Annotated in this window: 16 protein-coding genes and 3 pseudogenes; 12 read left to right on the plus strand and 7 right to left on the minus strand. The window is 71.3% G+C overall.

Annotation, left to right across the window (positions count from 1 at the left end; translation table 11 throughout):
• The 4 genes and pseudogenes from KS423_RS16565 to KS423_RS16580 form a co-directional block, all read left to right on the plus strand.
• Nucleotides 1–607 (plus strand): annotated as a pseudogene (locus KS423_RS16565) (hypothetical protein); the annotation flags it as partial.
• Nucleotides 608–630: 23 nt separating this feature from the next.
• Entirely contained in the window at nt 631–1812 is a 1182-nt protein-coding gene (locus KS423_RS16570; protein WP_308020201.1) for a transposase, read from the plus strand.
• 23 nt (nt 1813–1835) lie between these two features.
• Nucleotides 1836–2015: pseudogene (locus tag KS423_RS16575) on the plus strand (IS5/IS1182 family transposase); the annotation flags it as partial.
• A 62-nt stretch (nt 2016–2077) separates the two neighbouring features.
• Nucleotides 2078–2842: a maleylpyruvate isomerase family mycothiol-dependent enzyme gene (locus KS423_RS16580; protein WP_224279990.1), complete on the plus strand. Its 765-nt coding sequence runs from the start codon at nt 2078–2080 to the stop codon at nt 2840–2842.
• A gap of 22 nt (nt 2843–2864) precedes the next feature.
• On the opposite strand, the gene KS423_RS16585 is transcribed toward KS423_RS16580, so the two are convergent.
• The 3 genes from KS423_RS16585 to KS423_RS16595 form a co-directional block, all read right to left on the minus strand.
• Nucleotides 2865–3125 (minus strand): hypothetical protein, encoded by a 261-nt coding sequence (locus KS423_RS16585; RefSeq protein WP_374119966.1) that lies wholly within the window; start codon nt 3123–3125, stop codon nt 2865–2867.
• Nucleotides 3126–3205: 80 nt separating this feature from the next.
• A complete protein-coding gene (locus KS423_RS16590; RefSeq protein ID WP_224280008.1) occupies nt 3206–3892 on the minus strand; it encodes a DUF4328 domain-containing protein in 687 nt (228 codons plus the stop codon).
• A 645-nt stretch (nt 3893–4537) separates the two neighbouring features.
• A complete protein-coding gene (locus tag KS423_RS16595) occupies nt 4538–5167 on the minus strand; it encodes a TetR/AcrR family transcriptional regulator (RefSeq protein WP_224279992.1) in 630 nt (209 codons plus the stop codon).
• A gap of 63 nt (nt 5168–5230) precedes the next feature.
• On the opposite strand from KS423_RS16595, the gene KS423_RS16600 reads away from it, so the two are divergent.
• From KS423_RS16600 to KS423_RS16610, 3 genes are all read left to right on the plus strand, one after another.
• Nucleotides 5231–5713, plus strand: a complete 483-nt coding sequence (locus KS423_RS16600) for an SRPBCC family protein (protein ID WP_224279994.1) — start codon at nt 5231–5233, stop codon at nt 5711–5713.
• A gap of 350 nt (nt 5714–6063) precedes the next feature.
• Nucleotides 6064–6816 (plus strand): transposase, encoded by a 753-nt coding sequence (locus KS423_RS16605; protein WP_308020202.1) that lies wholly within the window; start codon nt 6064–6066, stop codon nt 6814–6816.
• A 221-nt stretch (nt 6817–7037) separates the two neighbouring features.
• On the plus strand, nt 7038–7424 hold the full coding sequence (locus tag KS423_RS16610; RefSeq protein ID WP_224280012.1) for a hypothetical protein: 387 nt from the start codon (nt 7038–7040) through the stop codon (nt 7422–7424).
• Between the two features lie 158 nt (nt 7425–7582).
• Here KS423_RS16610 and KS423_RS16615 read toward each other — a convergent pair whose 3' ends face one another.
• A complete protein-coding gene (locus KS423_RS16615; protein WP_224279996.1) occupies nt 7583–7786 on the minus strand; it encodes a hypothetical protein in 204 nt (67 codons plus the stop codon).
• Nucleotides 7787–7971: 185 nt separating this feature from the next.
• Nucleotides 7972–8571, minus strand: coding sequence for a DUF11 domain-containing protein (locus tag KS423_RS16620; protein WP_224279998.1), 600 nt, complete (start codon nt 8569–8571; stop codon nt 7972–7974).
• Between the two features lie 96 nt (nt 8572–8667).
• On the opposite strand from KS423_RS16620, the gene KS423_RS16625 reads away from it, so the two are divergent.
• Together KS423_RS16625 and KS423_RS16630 are read left to right on the plus strand one after the other, a co-directional pair.
• Entirely contained in the window at nt 8668–9303 is a 636-nt protein-coding gene (locus tag KS423_RS16625; protein WP_224280000.1) for an RNA polymerase sigma factor, read from the plus strand.
• Nucleotides 9300–10355 carry a CU044_5270 family protein gene (locus KS423_RS16630; protein WP_224280002.1) on the plus strand — a complete coding sequence of 352 codons (1056 nt, stop codon included), beginning with the start codon at nt 9300–9302 and terminating at the stop codon, nt 10353–10355. Before KS423_RS16625 ends, KS423_RS16630 begins: the two co-directional genes overlap by 4 nt.
• Nucleotides 10356–10482: 127 nt before the next feature.
• Here KS423_RS16630 and KS423_RS47375 read toward each other — a convergent pair whose 3' ends face one another.
• Both KS423_RS47375 and KS423_RS47380 read right to left on the minus strand, forming a co-directional pair.
• Nucleotides 10483–10611, minus strand: coding sequence for a hypothetical protein (locus tag KS423_RS47375; RefSeq protein WP_263454916.1), 129 nt, complete (start codon nt 10609–10611; stop codon nt 10483–10485).
• Nucleotides 10612–10808: 197 nt separating this feature from the next.
• Nucleotides 10809–10934, minus strand: a complete 126-nt coding sequence (locus KS423_RS47380) for a hypothetical protein (protein WP_263454917.1) — start codon at nt 10932–10934, stop codon at nt 10809–10811.
• A 2-nt stretch (nt 10935–10936) separates the two neighbouring features.
• Here KS423_RS47380 and KS423_RS16635 point away from each other — a divergent pair.
• From KS423_RS16635 to KS423_RS16645, 3 genes and pseudogenes are all read left to right on the plus strand, one after another.
• Nucleotides 10937–12128 (plus strand): annotated as a pseudogene (locus KS423_RS16635) (IS110 family transposase).
• 237 nt (nt 12129–12365) lie between these two features.
• The gene (locus tag KS423_RS16640) at nt 12366–12533 is read left to right on the plus strand and encodes an SAM-dependent methyltransferase (protein WP_224280004.1); all 168 of its coding nucleotides are present in this window, start codon (nt 12366–12368) and stop codon (nt 12531–12533) included.
• A gap of 159 nt (nt 12534–12692) precedes the next feature.
• Nucleotides 12693–17687 carry a glycosyl hydrolase family 18 protein gene (locus KS423_RS16645; RefSeq protein ID WP_224280006.1) on the plus strand — a complete coding sequence of 1665 codons (4995 nt, stop codon included), beginning with the start codon at nt 12693–12695 and terminating at the stop codon, nt 17685–17687.
• Nucleotides 17688–18258: the final 571 nt, after the last annotated feature.

Consider the following 18258-nt stretch of genomic DNA (forward strand, 5'->3'; position numbering starts at 1 on the left):
AGGACCGGCGGTGGCGTCCGCCGCTCCTGCCCCGGTGTCCGGATCGGGATTCCTGCCCGCCCCTTGGGGCGAGCGGCCGCGGCCCCTGATGCGGGTGGCCGACGCGCCCTACGCACTGCCGGGCGCGGCAGTGGCGGAGGCGCTTCGCGAGCCGGGACGGCCGCTGGTCTGGCTGGACAGCTCCGCCCCCGGCCCGGACACCGGGCGCTTCAGCTACCTCGCACCCGGCGGGGGACCGGCCGGAGAGACGGTGCGCTACCGGGCCGGCGGCAGCAGCGATGCCGGCGGCTTGACGCTGGAGCGGTCGGACGGCACCCACCGGATCGACGGCCTCGACGTTTTCGACTACCTGAAACTCCCTCGACTTTTGACGTTTTTGTTGATCGTCGTGTGGGTCGCTCGGGTGGGTGATGTGGCGTCATCTGGCCGCTTTGGCTGGCGACAGCGGAGAAGCATCGGCGGTGCTTGCGTCGCCTGCTGTGAGGGACCCGCCGATACTTCCGGATCCGACCGTACCCGCTTCGCTGCTCGCCGTGTTGGAGTTGGTGCGTGGTTGCTTCACCGCGCCGACCTTCCAAACCTTCGCTGCGCTGGTCACGGGGGCTGATCGCGCAGACGGGGCGGTGCACGGTGACCGGGATACTCCTCGGCGCGGGGTTGACGCGCACCTGGTCCCACGACCGCGCCCACGCCTTCTTCTCCCGCGTGACCTGGAAGCCGGACCTCCTGGGCATTGCCCTGTCCCATCTGGTCGTTCGCCGCCTGCTGTCCGAGGGCGCGGTGCTGACCGTGACGGTGGACGACACGCTGTTCAAGCGGCGCGGAAAGAAGGTGTTCGGCGCGGCCTGGCAGCACGACGGCGCGGCCAGGGCTTCCAGACCGGTCGGGCGCGGAACCTGCTTCGTGGTGGTCGGCATCGTGGTTCAACTGCCGTTCCTGGCACGGCCGGTGTGCCTGCCGGTGATGGCCCGGCTGTGGCGCCCGCAACAGGAGCAGTCCAAGGCCGGCCTCGCCGCGTCCATGATCCGCCTGCTGGCCGCCTGCCACTACGGACGGCACATCCACGTCGTCGCGGACGCCGCCTACCACGGCAAGGCGCTCCGCGCTCTGCCCACGACCTGCACGTTCACCACTCGGCTTCCCGCCTCGGCGGTGCTGTACGACCTGGCCCCACCACCCACCGGGCGCCGCGGCCGACCCGCCCTGAAGGGCCAGCGGCTGGGCACCGCCAAGGACCTGGCCGACACCGCTGACTTCACCACCGCCACGGTCACGCGCTACCAGCGCACCGAGACCGTCCACCTGACCGCGACGACCTGCCTGTGGTACGGCTCGTTCCACACCCGCACCGTCCGGATCGTGCTCCTGCGCGACGAGGACACCGTCAGCGGCTACGACCTGGCCCTGGTCACCACCGACCTGGACACGCCACTGCCGGATTTGGTCACCCGGTACGCGTGGTGCTGGCCGATCGAGGTCACCTGCGCCGAGGCCCGCGACCTCTTAGGTGCCGGCCAGGCCCAACGCCGCACCCGCCACGCGGTCGAACGCACTGTCCCGTTCAGCCTGTACTGCTACACGATCACCGTGGTCTGGTACGCGCTGCACGGCCACCATCCCGCCGACGCCGCCGAGCACCGCGAACGTGCCCCCTGGTACACCACCAAGGCCGACCCGTCCCTGTCCGACATGGTCGCCAAGCTCCGCCGGGTCATCATCGCCGCCCGATTTACGCCCAACAGCCCAGGCAGACCCACAGATGAGGAAATCCGCGCCGTCCAGCAGGCATGGGCCGCAGCCAGCGCAGCCTGATCACCCAGACCCGCCAGAACGTCAAAAGTCGAGCGTGGATGAACGGCTACGGAAGGCTCCGTCGCTGTACCGAGAGGAGCGGCGAGGTCGTGGACTTCTATCTCTACCTCGCCGCCACTCTCGTCACGCTCCGCATGCTCATCCGACGCTCGACGAGCCGCTACCGCTGGGACGGCCGCCCCACCACCCGACGCCTCAAGTGATCCATTTGCCGGTCGGTTTTAATCGAGTGTGAGAGTCCCGGTCCGGGTGATACAAGGTCTGCGTGACTGAGCATCTCTACTTCCCCACCCTGCTGCGAATGATTGACGAACGGTCCGCCGCGTTCCGCGCCGCCGTCGCCGCGGCCCCCAGCCTCGACGCCGACGTCCCGTCCTGCCCGGGCTGGACGCTGTACGACCTGGCGAACCACCTCAGCGAGGGGGACCGCTTCTGGGCCTACATCGTGCTGAACACCGCGCCGGGCGACGAGCGGCCGAGCAAGGACGGGCTGGCGGCGCCCAGGGAGCGCGAGGCCCTCATAACCTGGCTGGCCGACTCGACGGAGCAGCTGCTTACTGCTCTGCGCGAGGCCGGCCCGGACCGGGGCTGCTGGGCCTGGTGGGAGCCGCTGGCCTCGCCGCACACGGTGGCCGCCGTGGCCCGCCGCCGCGTCCCGGAGTCGCTGATCCACACCTACGACGCCCAACTGGCCTCCGGTACCCCGCAGGAGCTGCCGACGACCGAGGCGGTCGACGCCATCGAGGAGTTCCTCGCCACCGTCTGCACCGTCACGGTCCCGTGGCCGGGTGAGCCCGCCACCATGGACTACCACGCAGCCGAGGCTGGCTCCTGGCGCCAGACGGTGGACGCCGCCGGTTCCCGCTTCACCCGCCTCACCGCGGCGGAGGCCGCCGAGAGCAAGCCCACCGCCGCCATCTACGGCACGGCGAGCGAGATGGCCCTGCTCATGTACATGCGCATCCCGGCCGGCTCGCTGCGGATGGAGGGCGACGCCGACCTGCTCCAGCAGCTGCAGGACTGGGACTAATACTCCAGTGTGACTTCGTGATCTATCCGGTTGAGGGCTTGGCGAGGCGTCGTCGGTAGTGGCTGCGGCGGGCGGTTGCTTGGTGGAGCCTGCGCCAGTTTGACCAGGTCAGCAGGCTGTGCGGGGACGTGGCCTGTGGAACCAGGAAGGCGCCGAGCAGGTGGCGGATCTCGGGGACGGTCAGGTCGATCGGGTCGGTGCTTCGGGCGGGTCGGTTCGGTTGTGCGGTCCTTGCCGGCGTTGCGTCGGCGGCGAGGGCCGCCAGGAAGGCCAGGGCGAGCATGGCCAGGGTGATGTGCCGGTGCCAGGCGGTCCAGTGGCGGACCTGGTAGTGGTCCAGGCCCTCGGCCAGGCCGTGCAGCGTCAGGCCGGAGGCTGGCTCTCCGGCCCGGCGTCACGCGGCGCCTCGGCGGACGCGTGCGTGGTGGCGGGAGCTGCCGCGGCAGCCGGAGACTGCACCAGGGCCTGGGCCTGGGCTTGGGCGGCCTGGGCGGCTTGGGCCGCGAGCGGGTTGACGTCGGCTCGGCGCGCCTGCTGCATGGCGGTCAGGCGGTTGACCACCACGATCGCCGCGACCGCCGCCACCAACCGCAGTGCCGACCCGGCGGCCTCCACCCGGATGGCGTTGCGCAGACTCTCGAGGTCACCAGGGACCAACGGGTCCACGCGACCCATGGCGCCTGCGATCCGGGCGACGATCAGAGAGCCGATCCAGGTGGACCACCACACGACGAGGACCTTCTCCGACGGCGTGCGCCGCCTTCCCTCCGCGTCCAGCGGCGCGCTCGCCCTCCAGCAGTCCACCATCAGCTGCCAGGGGAACCAGAGCAGGACGACCGGGGTGAACCAGGCCCCGATGCGCGACGCCGGCCGTCCAGCGCAGCGCCGCCCGCTACCTGGAGCACCTGGAAGAGGCCCGCCGCGGCGAGGGCGACGACCCCCGCTGCAACCAGGCCCTGCAGGTCGGCGCCCGGCCCCAGCCCAAGGCCGCGTCGCGCGCGGGACGAGGAAGTGCTGCTCACCTCCGGTCCAATGCCGCCGTCCCCGGATTCGTCACCCGGTCGCCGAACCGCCGGTGCAAGACCGGCCGACCGCGGCCCTGCGTGCCGCGCCGACCGCACGCAGGTACCACCGCAGGTGCCCCCGTAGACGCCACCGCAGGAGCTCCCGCAGCTACCACCGCAGGTACCCCGCCGCCTCCGCCCGCCGCCGAGCATTTCCGCAGCTCAGGCCCGGTTTCCGGGCCGCCGGAAGGTCAGACAACCCCCTCTGTGTGTTCCCTCTCCCTGAGTTTGCTGGGTGGGGCGAGTGCGGTTCCGGGTGACGGTTCGGACGGCGGGGGTTCCACCCTGCCGGGACCTGGTGATCAGATGTGCGTCCGGCGCAGCCGTCCGCACCACCCCCAGCGGACCGGGCGCCCACCGCCCGGTCCGGGACCGCAATGCCCGCCTGCGGCCTCCCGCGACCCCTGTATGGCCCGCTGTGCCCGGGAGCGGGCCCTTGGTCTCGGGCGCAGCGCCTCCAGGTCTGGCAGGCGCCGTGCAAGCGTCCGGCCGGGGATCGAGGCTCACGGACGGCGATGGGCCAAGGCGGGATCCTCCGGGTCGGTGTACGTGTCCTCCCACCAACACGGATGAATGTGCTCGGTCGTCAGGCGCCCCTGCTGTCCCGCTCGATGGCCACGCGGACAGTTCTTCAGCCTGTGGCTGGAGCTGTTGGCACAGCCGCCGACGCTGTAGGAAGCGAGGCGAGCAGTGCGGCGGTGCACTCCTCGGCGAGATCTTCGGCGTGGGCGGGGAGGGGGTCGCCGGTCCGGAGGTGGCGGCGGACCAGTGAGAGGGGCAGGTCGACCACGGCGAGTGCGACTCGCTCGGTGTCCTGCTGGCCTTCGGCGCCCAGGGCAGTGGCGAGGGAGGCGAGGGAGGCGCGCACGCGCTGGTTGCCGCGGTCCGCCCGCTGGAGGTGTTCCTCGGGCCAGTCGGCGCGCCCGAAGTCCTCGGCGCCGTAGAGGAGGAGAGCGGCCTCCTGCGGATGGGCGCGGCTCCAGGCGACGACATGGCGTGCCGCCGCACACCCCGCCTGCCGCGCGTCGACGCCTGCTTCGAGGGCCTTGAAGTAGCCGTCCTGGAAGCTCTCCACCGTCCGCAGCCACACCTCGGCGAGCAGCGCGGGTCGTCCGGCGAACCGGTGGTACACCGAACCGCTCGGGGCGCCCACCTCCATGGCGACCGCGGACATCGTCACCGCGGCCGGGCCCCCTGCGGCGGCCAGTCGCACGGCGGCGTCGAGGAGCTGCTGCACATCGAAGCGGGGTGGTCTTGCCATGAACTAGAGAGTACTCTCCACAATATTAGAGATGCACCTCTAAAAAGAATCCGAGGAGGACGCATGGGCGTCTACAACGTGCACGAGCGCCTGCTGGCCGCGAAGCGAAGCGAGGTGGGAGCGCTCATAGACACCCTGGCGAGCAGCGACGACAAGCTCTGGCCGCACGGCAGCTGGCCGCCGATGGCGTTCGACCGCCCCCTGGCGGCCGACGCGGTCGGCGGGCACGGCCCGGTCCGCTACACCGTCACCGCACACGTCCCCTCGCAATGGGTGCGCTTCACCTTCAGCGGGCCGCGCGGCTTCCACGGATTCCACGAATACACCGCCCTGGCCGTCGACGAGGAGCACACGCTACTGCGCCATACCCTCGCCATGGCCGCCCGCGGCCCGGCACGCCTCACCTGGCCGCTCATCTTCCGCCCCCTCCACGACGCCTGCCTGGAGGACAGCCTGGACCGCGCCGAACTGGCCTGTTCCGGCGCGGTGACCCGCCCGGCTCACTGGAGCCGCTACGTACGGCTGCTGCGCGTCCTCATGCGCTGACCACCGAGCACGCGCGCTCACGTCCAGACCACACACAGAGGGCCGACACAGGCCTGAGCGCGCTCCAAGGGGTCGCGGACAGCCCGAGCGCGGTAATCAGTACATCAAGAAGTGAGCACGTTCATCCGTGCGTGGCTGGGCACGTCTACGGCTCTGGCAAGATTTTCGTAGCCGGAGATCATCTCGTCCCGGCAGTGGGCAGCTACTGATGGTGCTCGACTGAACTGGCTTCGCTGTTCCCGCACTTGGCGGACGTGATTGTGACCTCGGTCGATGGGTCCGGTCCCGTCGTGGTGGTCCAGGCCCGTACACGGTCCCGGGACCCAGCAGCGTGTACGGGATGCGGGGCCGTGAGCGAGTGGATCCACAGCCGGTACGTACGGCAGCCGGCCGACGTGACGGTCGGAAGCAGGCCGGTGCGGATCGACTTGAGCGTGCGTCGCCTCTACTGTGAAAACCCGGCCTGCCCCAAGGTGACCTTCGCCGAACAGGTACCAGGGCTGACGGTGCGCTACCAGCGGCAGACCCCGCTGTTGCAGCGCATGGTCGAGGCGGTCGGTGTCGTGCCGGCCGGCTGGGGCGGGGCCCGGATGCTGAGCATCCTCAATGTCGCGCTCTCACGGTCCAGCGTGCTCTCCCAGCTGATGCGGGTGCCACTGCCGCCGCTGGTCACACCCCGGGTGCTGGGGGTGGACGACTTCGCGCTCTACGGTGACACCTACGGCACCCTCCTGGTCGACGCCACGACACGGCTCCCGCTGACGCTCTGGGAAGGCAGGGACGCCGAACACCTGAGTCGCTGGTTGCGAGAGCACCCCGGCGTCGAGGTCGCCTGTCGTGACGGATCACTCACCTATCGGCAGGGCATCGCCGACGGCGCCCCCGACGCAGTCCAGGTCAGCGACCGCTTCCACCCCTGGCAGGGCCTGTCCCGGCGCGTTCAGGACATCGCCGCCGTCCACCGGGCTGCCTGCCCGAAGCGCTCACCGCCCCTGGCCCCGCCGGGTCGGAGCCCGCCAAGCCAGCGGGTAGCGATACCGGGGATGCGGACGGCCTGGCCGTCCGACACGCGCGGCGGTTGTTCGAAGCCGTGCACGCACTGACCGACACCGGCCGCTTGGTCATCTTGTTCATCGGAATCCTTCCACCTGCAGACCGGACTGGGAGGAGGTTGGTGCTACCGCGCGCCTTGTGTTCGGTTCTGTCGGTCGGTGACGCGGCCCGCACCGGGGCCGGGGACGGGGGGATGCTGGGCTGGGGTCCGGCACAAGGCGGTGGGGTGTGCCGGGATGCGTGGTGGGGCAGGGGGTGTTGCGTGGAGATCATGGCCGGTACGGGGCTGGTGGGCAGGGCGTGGCCGGAGCTGGTGCCGGGCCGGTGTCCGGTGCTGGTGGTGCCCGACGCGGCAAGACGCCCGGTGGCGGCGGGGGAGGGGTGGGCCCGCGACGCGGGCGTCCTGGAACGGGATCCGGCCCCGGACTGGTCCGCCACCGCGTCCCCGTCGTGCCTGACGGTGCGTCGGCCCGACGGTGAGGCCTGGTTCGAGGGGGAACTCGCGGCCGGGCTCGAGTGGTGGCGGGCGCTGCGCGCGCACGAAGTCCTGCTGCTGGTGACCGGACCGTTCACCAGTGTCTTCGACTTCCGCCCCGCCGCCGCAGCCGGGAACCTCGCCCTGCTGGCCGTACGGGCCCGTACCACCACCAACCCCTGACCCACCCCGGCCCCGCACCGGGGCATGCCGACCCGGCGCGCCTGTGGCCACCGTCGTCCGCAGAACAGGCGCGGAGCTTGAGCGGCCTCGGCGCAGCAGCCCGCCCCGCAGACCCCGGCCGAGCCCGCTGCCTCGGTCGCTTCGGTCGCTGCGCCCCGTCAGGCCGCCTGCGCGGACGCCGCACCGGCTGTGGCCGGGCGTAGCGCGTTGTCCCACGCTGTCGCTGGCGTGGTGTCGCGGGTGCGGAAGACGGCGGCGAAGACGGCGGCTGCTGTGGCGGGTCCGGTGGACTGGGAGGCCGGTGCGGTGGCGAGGTTCCCGGCCGGGTCGCTTGCCGGGCCGACGACGAACGGCGCTCTCAAGTGCGGCACTGGAACCGGCGGCCGATCCCGGCCGGAACTACTGGGTCGCCTCCCCGCTTTCGGATGCAGGGGAGGCTTGCCACCGCCCGGCGGGGCCGAGGCGTGGTTCGTGGTGAGCGGCCTCGATATGCGGGCATCCACGCTCGTTGGGGTCGAGCGTGGATGCCCGGGAAGCGTCCGGTTGTTCAGCTATGCCGGCCGTACGGGCCGGTGGCCGGGGGTGGTGTGGTCACCGGTGGTGGTGGTCGTCGCAGGGGTCGATGGTGGTGGGGGCGGTGGCGGTGGCGGTGGCGGTGCGGGCGACGCGGACGCGCAGCGTGATGGGGCGGGTAGGTGTTTCCGGGGTTGAGGACGTCGCTGCGGGTGCAGGTCAGGGTGCGCTGGACGCAGCGCCATCCCCTGCCGGTGATGCTGGTGGCGGTGAGTCCGGCAGGGAGGGTGTCCTTCATGGTGACGGTGGTGACGTTGGTCGGGGCGGTCCCGTTGTTGCCGACGGTGATGGTGTAGGTGTCCGTTCTGCCCGGGATGAAGTTCCCAGTGTGGGTCTTGGTGATGGTCAGGGCTGGCCCTGCGGGGACCGGGGTGATCGCGATACCGAACGGCCCGGTGTCGGTGATGGTGTTGCTGGTGGTGTCGATCACCTGCACCTGACCGAGCCCGAGCTCGGTGACGTGGGCGTGGAGGCTGTCCGGCGTGGTCGTGTGCCTTCTGCCGGCCGAAGCCCGGCAGCTCAGGCCCTCTTTAGCGGGTGTTTCCCGCGGTGAGGGGGTGTCGGTCTGTGGCATCCGGGCTTCTGAGCCGAGCCTCACACGCACCCTCACCGGCCTCGGCCGGTGACCTGTGTCACGGGAACCGGTGTTCCTGCTCGGACAAGGCATGACGTGAACCATCCACACTCCCGGCTGCGGGCCGGGAATCCCGAAGCGTTCCGCGACCTGTTCCGGGACCACTCCTCCCTGGTGTACCGCCACGCCGTGCGCGTGACCGGGAACTGGGCCCTGGCCGAGGACGTGGTCTCGCTGACCTTCCTGGAGGCCTGGCGCCTGCGCGGGAAGCTCCGCGACGAGGGCGACAGCCCACGCCCCTGGCTGATGGGCATCGCCGTGAACGTGCTGCGCAACACGACGCGCGCCGCCCGCCGCCACAGCGCGGCAATGTCCCGTGTACCCGCCGCCGATGTGGTCCCCGACTTCGCCGACGAACTCGTCGGCCGCATGGCCGACTCCGAGGAACTCGCGGCCGCCCGCAAAGCCCTGGCGCGCCTGCGGCGCTCGGAACGCGAGGTCTTCGCGTTGTGCGTCTGGTCCGGGCTCGGCTACGCCGAAGCGGCAACCACCCTCGGCGTGCCCGTCGGCACCGTGCGCTCGCGCCTGTCCCGCGCACGCACCCGACTGCGCAAACTCGCGGACGAGGAACTGCGCGCCGCGAAGAAGAACGCGGAACCCCTCCCGACCCCCGGACAAACACAGAGCAGCCGCGACACCGCGGCCCGGCCGCACAAGGAGACGCACCGATGATCCGCAACCCGCGGCGGCGCAACGAACCGCTCGACCACGCGGAACTGGCCCGCCTCCTGCCCGCGCCGGCCGACCCCCGCCTGGCGGCCGACCGCCAGCACCTGCTCGAGGACCACCTGATGAACGAGATCCACCAGTCCGACCACACCCCCGCGCCCTCCCCGACACGGCGCCCGCTGCGCCGCGCCGCCCTGATCGCGGCGCCGGTCGCCGCGGCCGCGGCCCTTGCCCTGGTCGTCTCATTGGGCAGCCCGGCCGGCCCCGACGCCGCCGCCTCCCCGAAGCTGGTCAAGGCGCCCGTCGTGCAGATTGAGGAGGGGAGCACCGTCCAGCTCGCCTCGACAGTTCGCGAGATCGCTGCCGCCGCGACGGCGAACGCCACGCCCCAGCCCGGACCGGGTCAGTACATCTACATCAAGAGCCGGGTCTCCTTCATGGCCTCCAGTTTCAACGGGGACACCGGGGAGTCCGCCACCTGGGTCCAGCCGCTGCACGACCGCGAGGTGTGGAAGTCCCCCGACGGCACCAAGGGCTGGCTGGACGAGCCGGGCTACCAGGACAAGGGCGGCATCACGCTGGACAACAACGATCCCCGCAAGCAGCAGACCTACACGTGGCTCGCGGCCCAACCTGCCGACCCCGACGCGCTGCTGAAGTTCGCCTACTCGACGGTGAACGGCACCCGGGACCGTGACCAGCAGGCGTTCAACGAGATCGGCTCCGTCATCCGCGAGCAGCTCGTGCCCGCCGGCCTCGCCGCCGCGCTCTACGAGGCGGCCGGCAAGATCCCGGGCGTCGTGGTGGTCGAGCACGCGCAGGACGCCTCCGGCCGCGACGGGATTGCGCTGGCGCGTCTGGACCCGCAGACCGGCGAGCGGTCGGAGTGGATCTTCGACCGGGAGAGCCACCAGTACCTCGGCAGCCGCGGCGTGCAGATCCGGGAGGTCAACGGCGTCAAGCCCGGCACCGTCGTGGAGCGCACGACCATCGTCACCCGCGCGGTCGTCGACGCCAAGAACCAGCGCCCCGGGGTCGGGCAGGCCACGGCTTGACAACCCCGCACCGGCCGGGGCTGTGGCCCCGGCCGGCGCCGCTGGTGATTCAGGACCGTGACCGGCGAACACGGCGGACACGGCGGGTCTTCTCCACCAATGGCTGGACCGGGCCTCGGACAGCCGGCTACGTGTACATCGTGGCGACGGCCTGGATGCCGTCCTTGGACAGGCCGTCGTGCTGGCCCATGACGGTGCCCCCGGGCAGTGTGGTTTGAGGGGGGATGGAAAAATCCCAGGTCAGAGCACTTCTCACTTCGGCTTTCGCGGTCGAGCGTTCCCGGCACGGCGGCCCCACCCCAGCACCACCGGGCCGCTGAGCAGAGCAGCCGCGCCACGCCACCCCGGCACGGCTGGCCTCCCACCGGCCGGGCCCCGCGGAACACCGCCCTGCTTCCCCGGGACCCGGCCGCCTGCGCTCCGTTCCCGGACGCTCGGACACAAGGCGCGGGTCTACGGGGCGGTGTGCCTGCGGCGGCGGGCTCGGGCGGCCCGCTGCATCTCGGCCTCGGCCAGGTGCCGGCGGCCAGCGGCGAGGCCTTGGCGGACCTGTTCCTCGACGGCGGTGAACACGCGCACGGGTGGCCCGGATCTGGGCGGGCACGGACATCGGCAAGACCCACCACCACTGCGTGGTGCTGGACGCCGAGGGCGGGCGACTGTTGTCGCGTCGTGTACTGAACGACGAACCGGAACTGCCGGCGCTGCTCGCCGACGTTCTCGCGCTGGACGAGGACGTGGTCTGGGCGGTGGACGTCGCGGACGGCATGGCCGCCCTGTGGATCAACATCCTGCTGGGCCACGGCCAGCGGCTCGTCTACATACCCGGCCTGGCGGTCAACCGGGCCTCGGCCGGCTACCGGGGAGGTGGTAAGACCGACGCCAAGGACGCCACTGTCATCGCCGGACCAGGCCCACATACGCCGCGACCTCACGGTGCTGCGGCCGGACGACGAGCACGCCGTCGAGCTGCGGATACTCACCGGACGGCGGGCAGACCCGAGCGCCGCCCGCACCCGCCGGATCAACCGCCTGCGCGGCCAACTCACCGGCATCTTCCCCGCGTTGGAACGATCCCTTGACCTGGACAACCAGGGGCCGCTGATCCTGCTGACCGGCTACCAGACCCCCGCCGCGCTGCGGCGCACCGGCCGCACCCGGCTGACGACCTGGCTTCGCAACCGCAAGGTCCGCGGCGCCGAGGCCCTGGCCCAGGCCGCCACGGAGGCGGCCGAGCGCCAGCACACCACCGTCTCCGGGGAGAAGATCGTCGCGCAGGTCGTCCACACCCTGGCCAAGGAGGTGATGGGCCTCAACGAACAGATCGCCGAGATCGACAAGCTCATTGCGGCCCGGTTTCGCGAACACCGACTCGCGGAGGTGATCGCCAGCATGCCCGGCATCGGCCCACTGCTGGGCGCCGAGTTCCTGGCCGCCACCGCCGGCGACATGAGCCGCTACGGCAGCTCGGACCACCTGGCCAGCCTGGCCGGAGTCGCGCCGGTCCCGCGCGACTCCGGCCACGTCAGCGGCAACCTGCACAGGTCCCGCCGCTACCACCGCGGCCTCCAGTGCGTCTTCTACACCTCCGCGCTGATCAGCATCCGCAGCTGCGAGGCGTCCCGCCGCTTCTATGAGCGCAAGCGTGCCGAGGGCAAACGCCGCACCCGGGCCGTCCTCGCGCTGGCCCGCCGACGAGTGAACGTCCTGTTGGCCCTGATCCGTGACGGGAAGTGCTACGCGCACGCACTCCCCGTCACATCAGCCGCTTGACAACATCATTAGGAGGTGACCGGCCCCTGGTACGACGAGCCCCCATTCTGAGGGGGCTGGCTGGCCCGCCGGGCCTTCCGAGCGGGCCGACCAGGTGCTGCTCCGCGCAGGTGTCGAGCATGCCGGCGAGGCCTCGTGCCGCAAGTGCCGGGCCCGGCCGTTCTGCATCAGCCGCAGGTACTCCGACGGCTGCATGCGCTCGCGCCGGCCGCGCAGCGTCTCGGTGCGCCGTCGCGCGTGCTCGTGGGTGAGGATCCGGGACAGCTGTTCGCCCGCTCCTTCACCGGCTGGGACCTCCTCGCCCCCGGCATCGTCTCCACCCCCGGCCGGCGCCCCGAATCGGACACCCCGCAGGCCGGCGACGCCGACGCGGCCTGTCTGGCTGCCGTCGCCGTCTGCCAGTGACCACCCCTCAGCAGCGGTCTGGCAGGCCGCCGCCCCCGATGGGAAAGTCCGACGGCACGATCCGCACCGGGCCCGCGGCCGGCTGACGGGCCGTTGATCGGGTGTCTACCGCCTTCGATGACACTGCTCCCTCCGTAGTTCTCCCGATGGAGGGATGGCATGAACACCGCGCGCGCACAGCGCCCAAGGCCCGCACCGATCGCGGCGAGACTCCTCCCGGCGCTGCTGGTCCTCACACTGGTCGCCGAACTGCTGGCCGTCCTGGCGGCAAAGCCCGCCAAGGCGGCGGTGCGGGAGTTCCGGCCGGCGACATGGAACATGCAGGCCACCGGGAGGCGCTGGAGGGACGTCATACCGCGACTACTGGCGACAGGCGACAACGTGTTGGCCCTTCAGGAGCATCCCGACACGGACCCCGGGGTGGGCAACTGGGACGATCCCAACCAGCGCCCGGACGATTTCTCGCTGCTCGGTCATGACTTCCTGCAGCCGGGAACGGAGACCCGCCCCGGTACCCGGTGGGATCCCGATGCCGTCGAGGGCCAGACCCTCAGCCGGTTCCGCTGGGCCATCCCCGACCGCGCGAACCCTCGCACCTACTACGTCGCCCAGACCAACAACGACATGCAGAACCGCGCTCTGGCTTTCGTCACCGAGGAGGAGCCCGAGGCCTACCTCCTCCTGCACCCGCAGGGGAGTGAGCGCCCCGTCCTGGGAGTCCGGTTCCGCGACACCTGGTTCTTCAACGTCCACGCGAACAACGAGCAGGGCGGTCGCAACGACACCGGTCGGATCCTCCAGGAGGTGGCCACGGCGCCGGCCGTGCAGGGCCGGAGCTGGGCGGTGATGGGGGATTTCAACACCCCGCCCGAGACCACCATGCGCCAGGCCCGGCAGGAGATGGGTGGCGCGGCGGGTGACCTGCACCTGGTCCGCACGAACGAGGCCACCCAGGTGCAGGGCCGCGAACTCGACTACATGGTCACCAACGACGAGGCCATGGTCCTGGCCGTCCGGCAGGAGGTCACCGGCTGGATGACCGACGGCACCAGGCGGGACCACGACGCGGTGTTCTTCGCTCCCATGGCCGCGGAGGGCCGGCGCGCTCCGATCCACTCGCTCCAGCACCGGGGCGACAGGCGGCTCGTCGTGCCCGTGTACGAGAACCAGACGTACTCGCGGTTCCGGGAGAATCCCGACAGCGAGATGACCATGTCGGGGATGTTCGTGGAGCTCTCGCCGTTCCGCGAGTCGGACGGCCTGCTGTACACGGGGCTGATGGACCTCCACTCGAAACTGTGCCTGTCCGCGACGATCCCGGACGAGACCGGGCCCTCGGACCGTCCGGAACTCGTGCAGACGCGCTGCGCGCAGGGCAAGCCGCCGAAGGAACAGCTCTGGCGGTTCGACGCCAACGGGACCCCGTGGAACGCCACGGACCGCGCCGTGTTCACCGATCACAACAATCCCATCCTCCACCTGGGACCGGAGGGCACCGAGCCGCCCTCCGACCAGTGGCGGCACTGCGCGTGGCAGCTCTACTCCCGCGCGCCGGAGGTGGTGGTGTTCGACGAGGTGTCCTGCAACGTGGACGGCCCGAGCCAGCCGACGCTGATAGCGCTGGAGTCGTCGTCCGGCATCGACGCCGCAGTCTCCCTGGACAGCCGCGGCTTCGGCCTGGCGAGCGTGGAACTGCAGAAGGGCAACCTCACCACGACGATGACCTTCGGCCCGGGCCGGCATCAGGAGGCCGAAGCCGGGGCCACGTCGATCGCCTCGGGCCAGATCCCCGGCGGGACTTCCGACGCCTTGACGACGCTGCCCAGCAGCGGGGGGACGGTCCTGGGTTTCACGCTCCCGTCGAGCTCCACCGCACTGCCGAGCTACTGGCGCTTCAAGCCCGTGGACGGCCTGCGCAAGGTGGAGCGGGTGGTGCAGCCACAGCCGGTCGAGGACGCGTTCCTCCCCTTGGCCGGGCCGCAGTTCGCGGCGTTCCGCTCCAAGGTCGACGCGGTGCTTCCGGTCCCGGGCACCCGCGACGAGATGTACATGTTCAGCGGGGACAGCTACCTGCGCATGAAGGTCGCCATCGACGGGACGAAGGACCAGGTCGTCAACGGACCTAAGCCCATCCGCGACAACTTCGGCGAACTCGCCCGGAAGGCACCATCGTTCACCGAGAACATCGACGCCGCGTTCAGCCTCCCGCGCGATCCGGGCACGGCCTACCTGTTCAAGGGCAACGAGTACGTGAAGCTCGCCCTGGACCCGGGTGGCACCCACGACCGCGTCCTCGAAGGACCGGAGCGGATCTGCGCCGGCTGGCAGGGGCTGTGCGGGACGGTCTTCGACGGTGAGGTGCCGACCAGCACCGCCGCCGCCGAGTTCTCCATCCTGGCCTCCGACGGCGGGAACGCCCCCGCAGCCGCGGACGCCGGCTCGCCCGTCGACACCGCGCCGGACGACCGCGGCACCAAGCCCGCGTCCAGCGGGGACTGCCGCCCGGACGGCCTCACCCCGGTGGACGGCACCAGCCCGCGCTACTGCGACGTCTACGACGGATCGGGCCGGGAATGGGTCGGCCAGGGCCGCAGCCGCCGGACGGTCGGCTACTTCACCGGCTGGCGCACCGGGGCCGACGGCTCCGCGCCCTACCTGGTGAACAACATCCCCTGGTCCAAGGTCAGTCACGTCAACTACGCGTTCGCGCACGTCGAGAACGACCGGATCTCCGTCGGCGACACCGCCGACCCGAGGAACCCCGCCACCGGGATGACCTGGCCCGGCGTGGACGGGGCCGAGATGGACCCTGCCCTGCCCTACCAGGGCCACTTCAACCTCCTCACCCGCTACAAGCGGGAGCACCCGGCGGTCAAGACCCTGATCTCGGTCGGCGGCTGGGCCGAGTCGTCCGGCTTCTACACCCTGACGACCCGCGCCGACGGCTCGGTGAACCAGCCGGCCATCGACACCTTCGCCGCCTCCGTGGCGGATTTCCTCGACCAGTACGGCTTCGACGGCGCGGACATCGACTACGAGTACCCCACCGCGCTCCCGCAGGCCGGCAACCCCCAGGACTGGCCGGTCGCCGACGCCCGCCGCAAGGGGCTCGGCGCCGGCTACGAGGCGCTGATGAAGACCCTGCGCGGCGCCCTCGACCGGGCCGGCGCCGCCAAGGGCCGCTACTACCTGCTCACCTCCGCGGTGTCCGGCTCCGGCTACCTCGTCCGCGGCCAGGAGGCCCAGGCCGCGCTGAAGTACCAGGACTTCGTCAACGTCATGACCTACGACCTGCACGGATCCTGGAACGACTTCGTCGGCCCGCAAGCCCCCCTCTACGACGACGGCAAGGACGCCGAACTCGCGGCCGCCGGCATCTACGACGACCAGAACCCCGACACCAAGGACTTCCAGAAGCACGGCTACTTCAACACCGACTGGGCCTACCACTACTACCGCGGCGCGTTGCCGCCGTCCCGGATCAACCTCGGCATCCCCTACTACACCCGCGGCTGGCGGGGCGTCACCGGCGGCACCGACGGCCTCTGGGGCAGTTCCACGATGGTCGACCAGCAGGCCTGCCCGCCGGGAACCGGCGGCAAGGGCAACGGCCGCAGCGCCCCCTGCGGCGACGGCGCCATCGGCATCGACAACCTCTGGCACGACACCGAGAACGGCCGCGAGGTCCCGGCCGGCTCCAATCCGCTCTGGCACGCGAAGAACCTCCAGGACGGCCGCACCCCCGGCTACCTCGCCGCCCACGGACTCGACACCGGCCAGGAAGCCGTCCAACTTCGCGGCAGCTACCAGGAGAAGTACAGCGACGCCCTGCAGGCCTCCTGGCTGTGGAACCCCGACAAGAAGGTCTTCCTCTCCACCGAGGACGACCGCTCCATCCGGGCCAAGGCCGCGTACATCGGCGACCAGGGCATCGGCGGCGCCATGATCTGGGAACTCGCCGGCGACTACACCAAACGTCCCTCCGGCGAGTGGGGCATGGGCTACGACCTCACCACCGTCCTGGACACCGCGCTGCGCCAGGCCGGCCCGGCCAAGGCCGAACGGGCGGACGCCGCGCTGCCACAGCAGGTCGTCGACGTGAGCGCCGAACTCGTCGACTACCCCACCGACGTCAAGGACATGTGGCCGGTCCAGCCGAAGCTGCGGATCACCAACAACACCGCCGCCACGCTGCCCACAGGCACCCGGATCTCCTTCGACATCCCCACCTCGACGACCCCGGTGCTCAAGGACGAGGCGTGGAAGGAGCTGACGGACGCCGTCCAGCCCGGACGCACCGGCCCCAACGTCGGCGGCCTGAAAGCCGACTTCCACCGGGTCACCCTCACCCTCGGCACCTGCGAGGAGCTCCCGCCGGGCAAGGCCCGCGACATCGGCATCAAGTACTACCTGCCGATCACCGGACCGGCCAACTTCACCATCAGGCTCAACGGGACGGAGTACGGCCTGACCCAGGACCACAGCCGCGGCACCACCACCGTCGCGGCCCCGCAGGGTGACGGCGCCCGCTGCCAGGCCGACGCCTGGGACGCCGGACGCACCTACAATCCGGCGTGGGCGCCGTTCACCCTGTGGCAGACCGGGGACAAGTACAAGATCGAGGACGTCAACAGCGGCAACCTCCTCGACCACCCCGGCGGCTGGAATACCGCCCACCTGGTCGAGAAGCAGGACGGCAACGCCAATCAGCTGTGGACCGTCGCGGCGGAGTGGCCGGACTTCCCGGGCTGGTACCGGATCAAGAGCACCACGGGCGGCCACGAGCAGTGCCTCGGCGCCGGCGGTCCGCAGGCGTCCCTGACCGTGACCGACTGCGACATGTCCCCGGGCCAGTGGTGGCACCTGTACGACGACAAGGGCAACGCCGTCACCTCGATCAGCCACGGAACGTCGTACGGACTCGGGACCTTCGCCCCCGCCAGCGACTACAGCAAGCCGGACTTCGTCGCCGAGCCGCGTAACAGCGGCACCACGCCCGGCACCCCGGTCGTCGCGGGTGATCCGAGCGGCAGCACACGCACGGTCGTGTCGTACGGCGGCTACTACTGGAAGGCCAAGTACTGGACCAAGGGCGACATGCCGAACGCGACCGACCCGAAGAGCCCATGGACCCGCCTGGGGCCCACGGCCTGAGGCTCCACGGACCGAGCCCCACGGCTTGAGCCCATGGAAACCGTCCGCGGGGGCGTGACGCACCGCTGAGGCCAGGACAGTCCGTAACGGAGGGCCACCGGGACCGTGTCCCGATGGCCCTCCCTGCTGTCAGCGACAAGGCACCATCACCGCAACCGCCCTCGCCACAGCCGGCCCCGTTCACACACCGGCGCTGGGGCCGGCGACGTCGAGCGACTTCCAGCCAGCGGCCGGGGAAGGGGCGCCGGCCCTGCTCGGGTGCCGGGTGGTTTGTGGGGGCGGCTCGGGGTCATAAGAGGACCAGCGGGCGAGAGCCCGGACGGTGGACATCCCCCCTCACTGTCCGGGCCCGCGCCGCCAGCGGGCCGTCCGTCGCGTACCGCGGCCTCGCCTCCCCCGGCCTGCGCGTCTCCCGCCGTCCCTCCCGTCGGCTGTCGTGCACCCGACCCGGTTCCCGACGCCGGCCCCCGCCCTGTGGCCGCTCGCCCACCGCTCACCGCCTGCTGCGCCCCGTCCGCGGTGGCGCTCGATGAACGCCCGCAGCCGGTGCCGCTCGTCGCCGGTGCCTGCG

It is taken from the genome of Streptomyces sp. LS1784 (assembly GCF_020103755.1).
GTDB lineage: Bacteria > Actinomycetota > Actinomycetes > Streptomycetales > Streptomycetaceae > Kitasatospora.

What these genes read in the sequence shown, in the direction of transcription:
- KS423_RS16585 (WP_374119966.1), bottom strand. Translation starts at nt 3,125, where the DNA reads ATGCTCGCCCTGGCCTTCCTGGCGGCCCTCGCCGCCGACGCAACGCCG.
- KS423_RS16595 (WP_224279992.1), bottom strand. Translation starts at nt 5,167, where the DNA reads ATGGCAAGACCACCCCGCTTCGATGTGCAGCAGCTCCTCGACGCCGCC.
- KS423_RS16600 (WP_224279994.1), top strand. Translation starts at nt 5,231, where the DNA reads ATGGGCGTCTACAACGTGCACGAGCGCCTGCTGGCCGCGAAGCGAAGC.
- KS423_RS16610 (WP_224280012.1), top strand. Translation starts at nt 7,038, where the DNA reads ATGGCCGGTACGGGGCTGGTGGGCAGGGCGTGGCCGGAGCTGGTGCCG.
- KS423_RS16620 (WP_224279998.1), bottom strand. Translation starts at nt 8,571, where the DNA reads ATGCCACAGACCGACACCCCCTCACCGCGGGAAACACCCGCTAAAGAG.
- KS423_RS16630 (WP_224280002.1), top strand. Translation starts at nt 9,300, where the DNA reads ATGATCCGCAACCCGCGGCGGCGCAACGAACCGCTCGACCACGCGGAA.
- KS423_RS16645 (WP_224280006.1), top strand. Translation starts at nt 12,693, where the DNA reads ATGAACACCGCGCGCGCACAGCGCCCAAGGCCCGCACCGATCGCGGCG.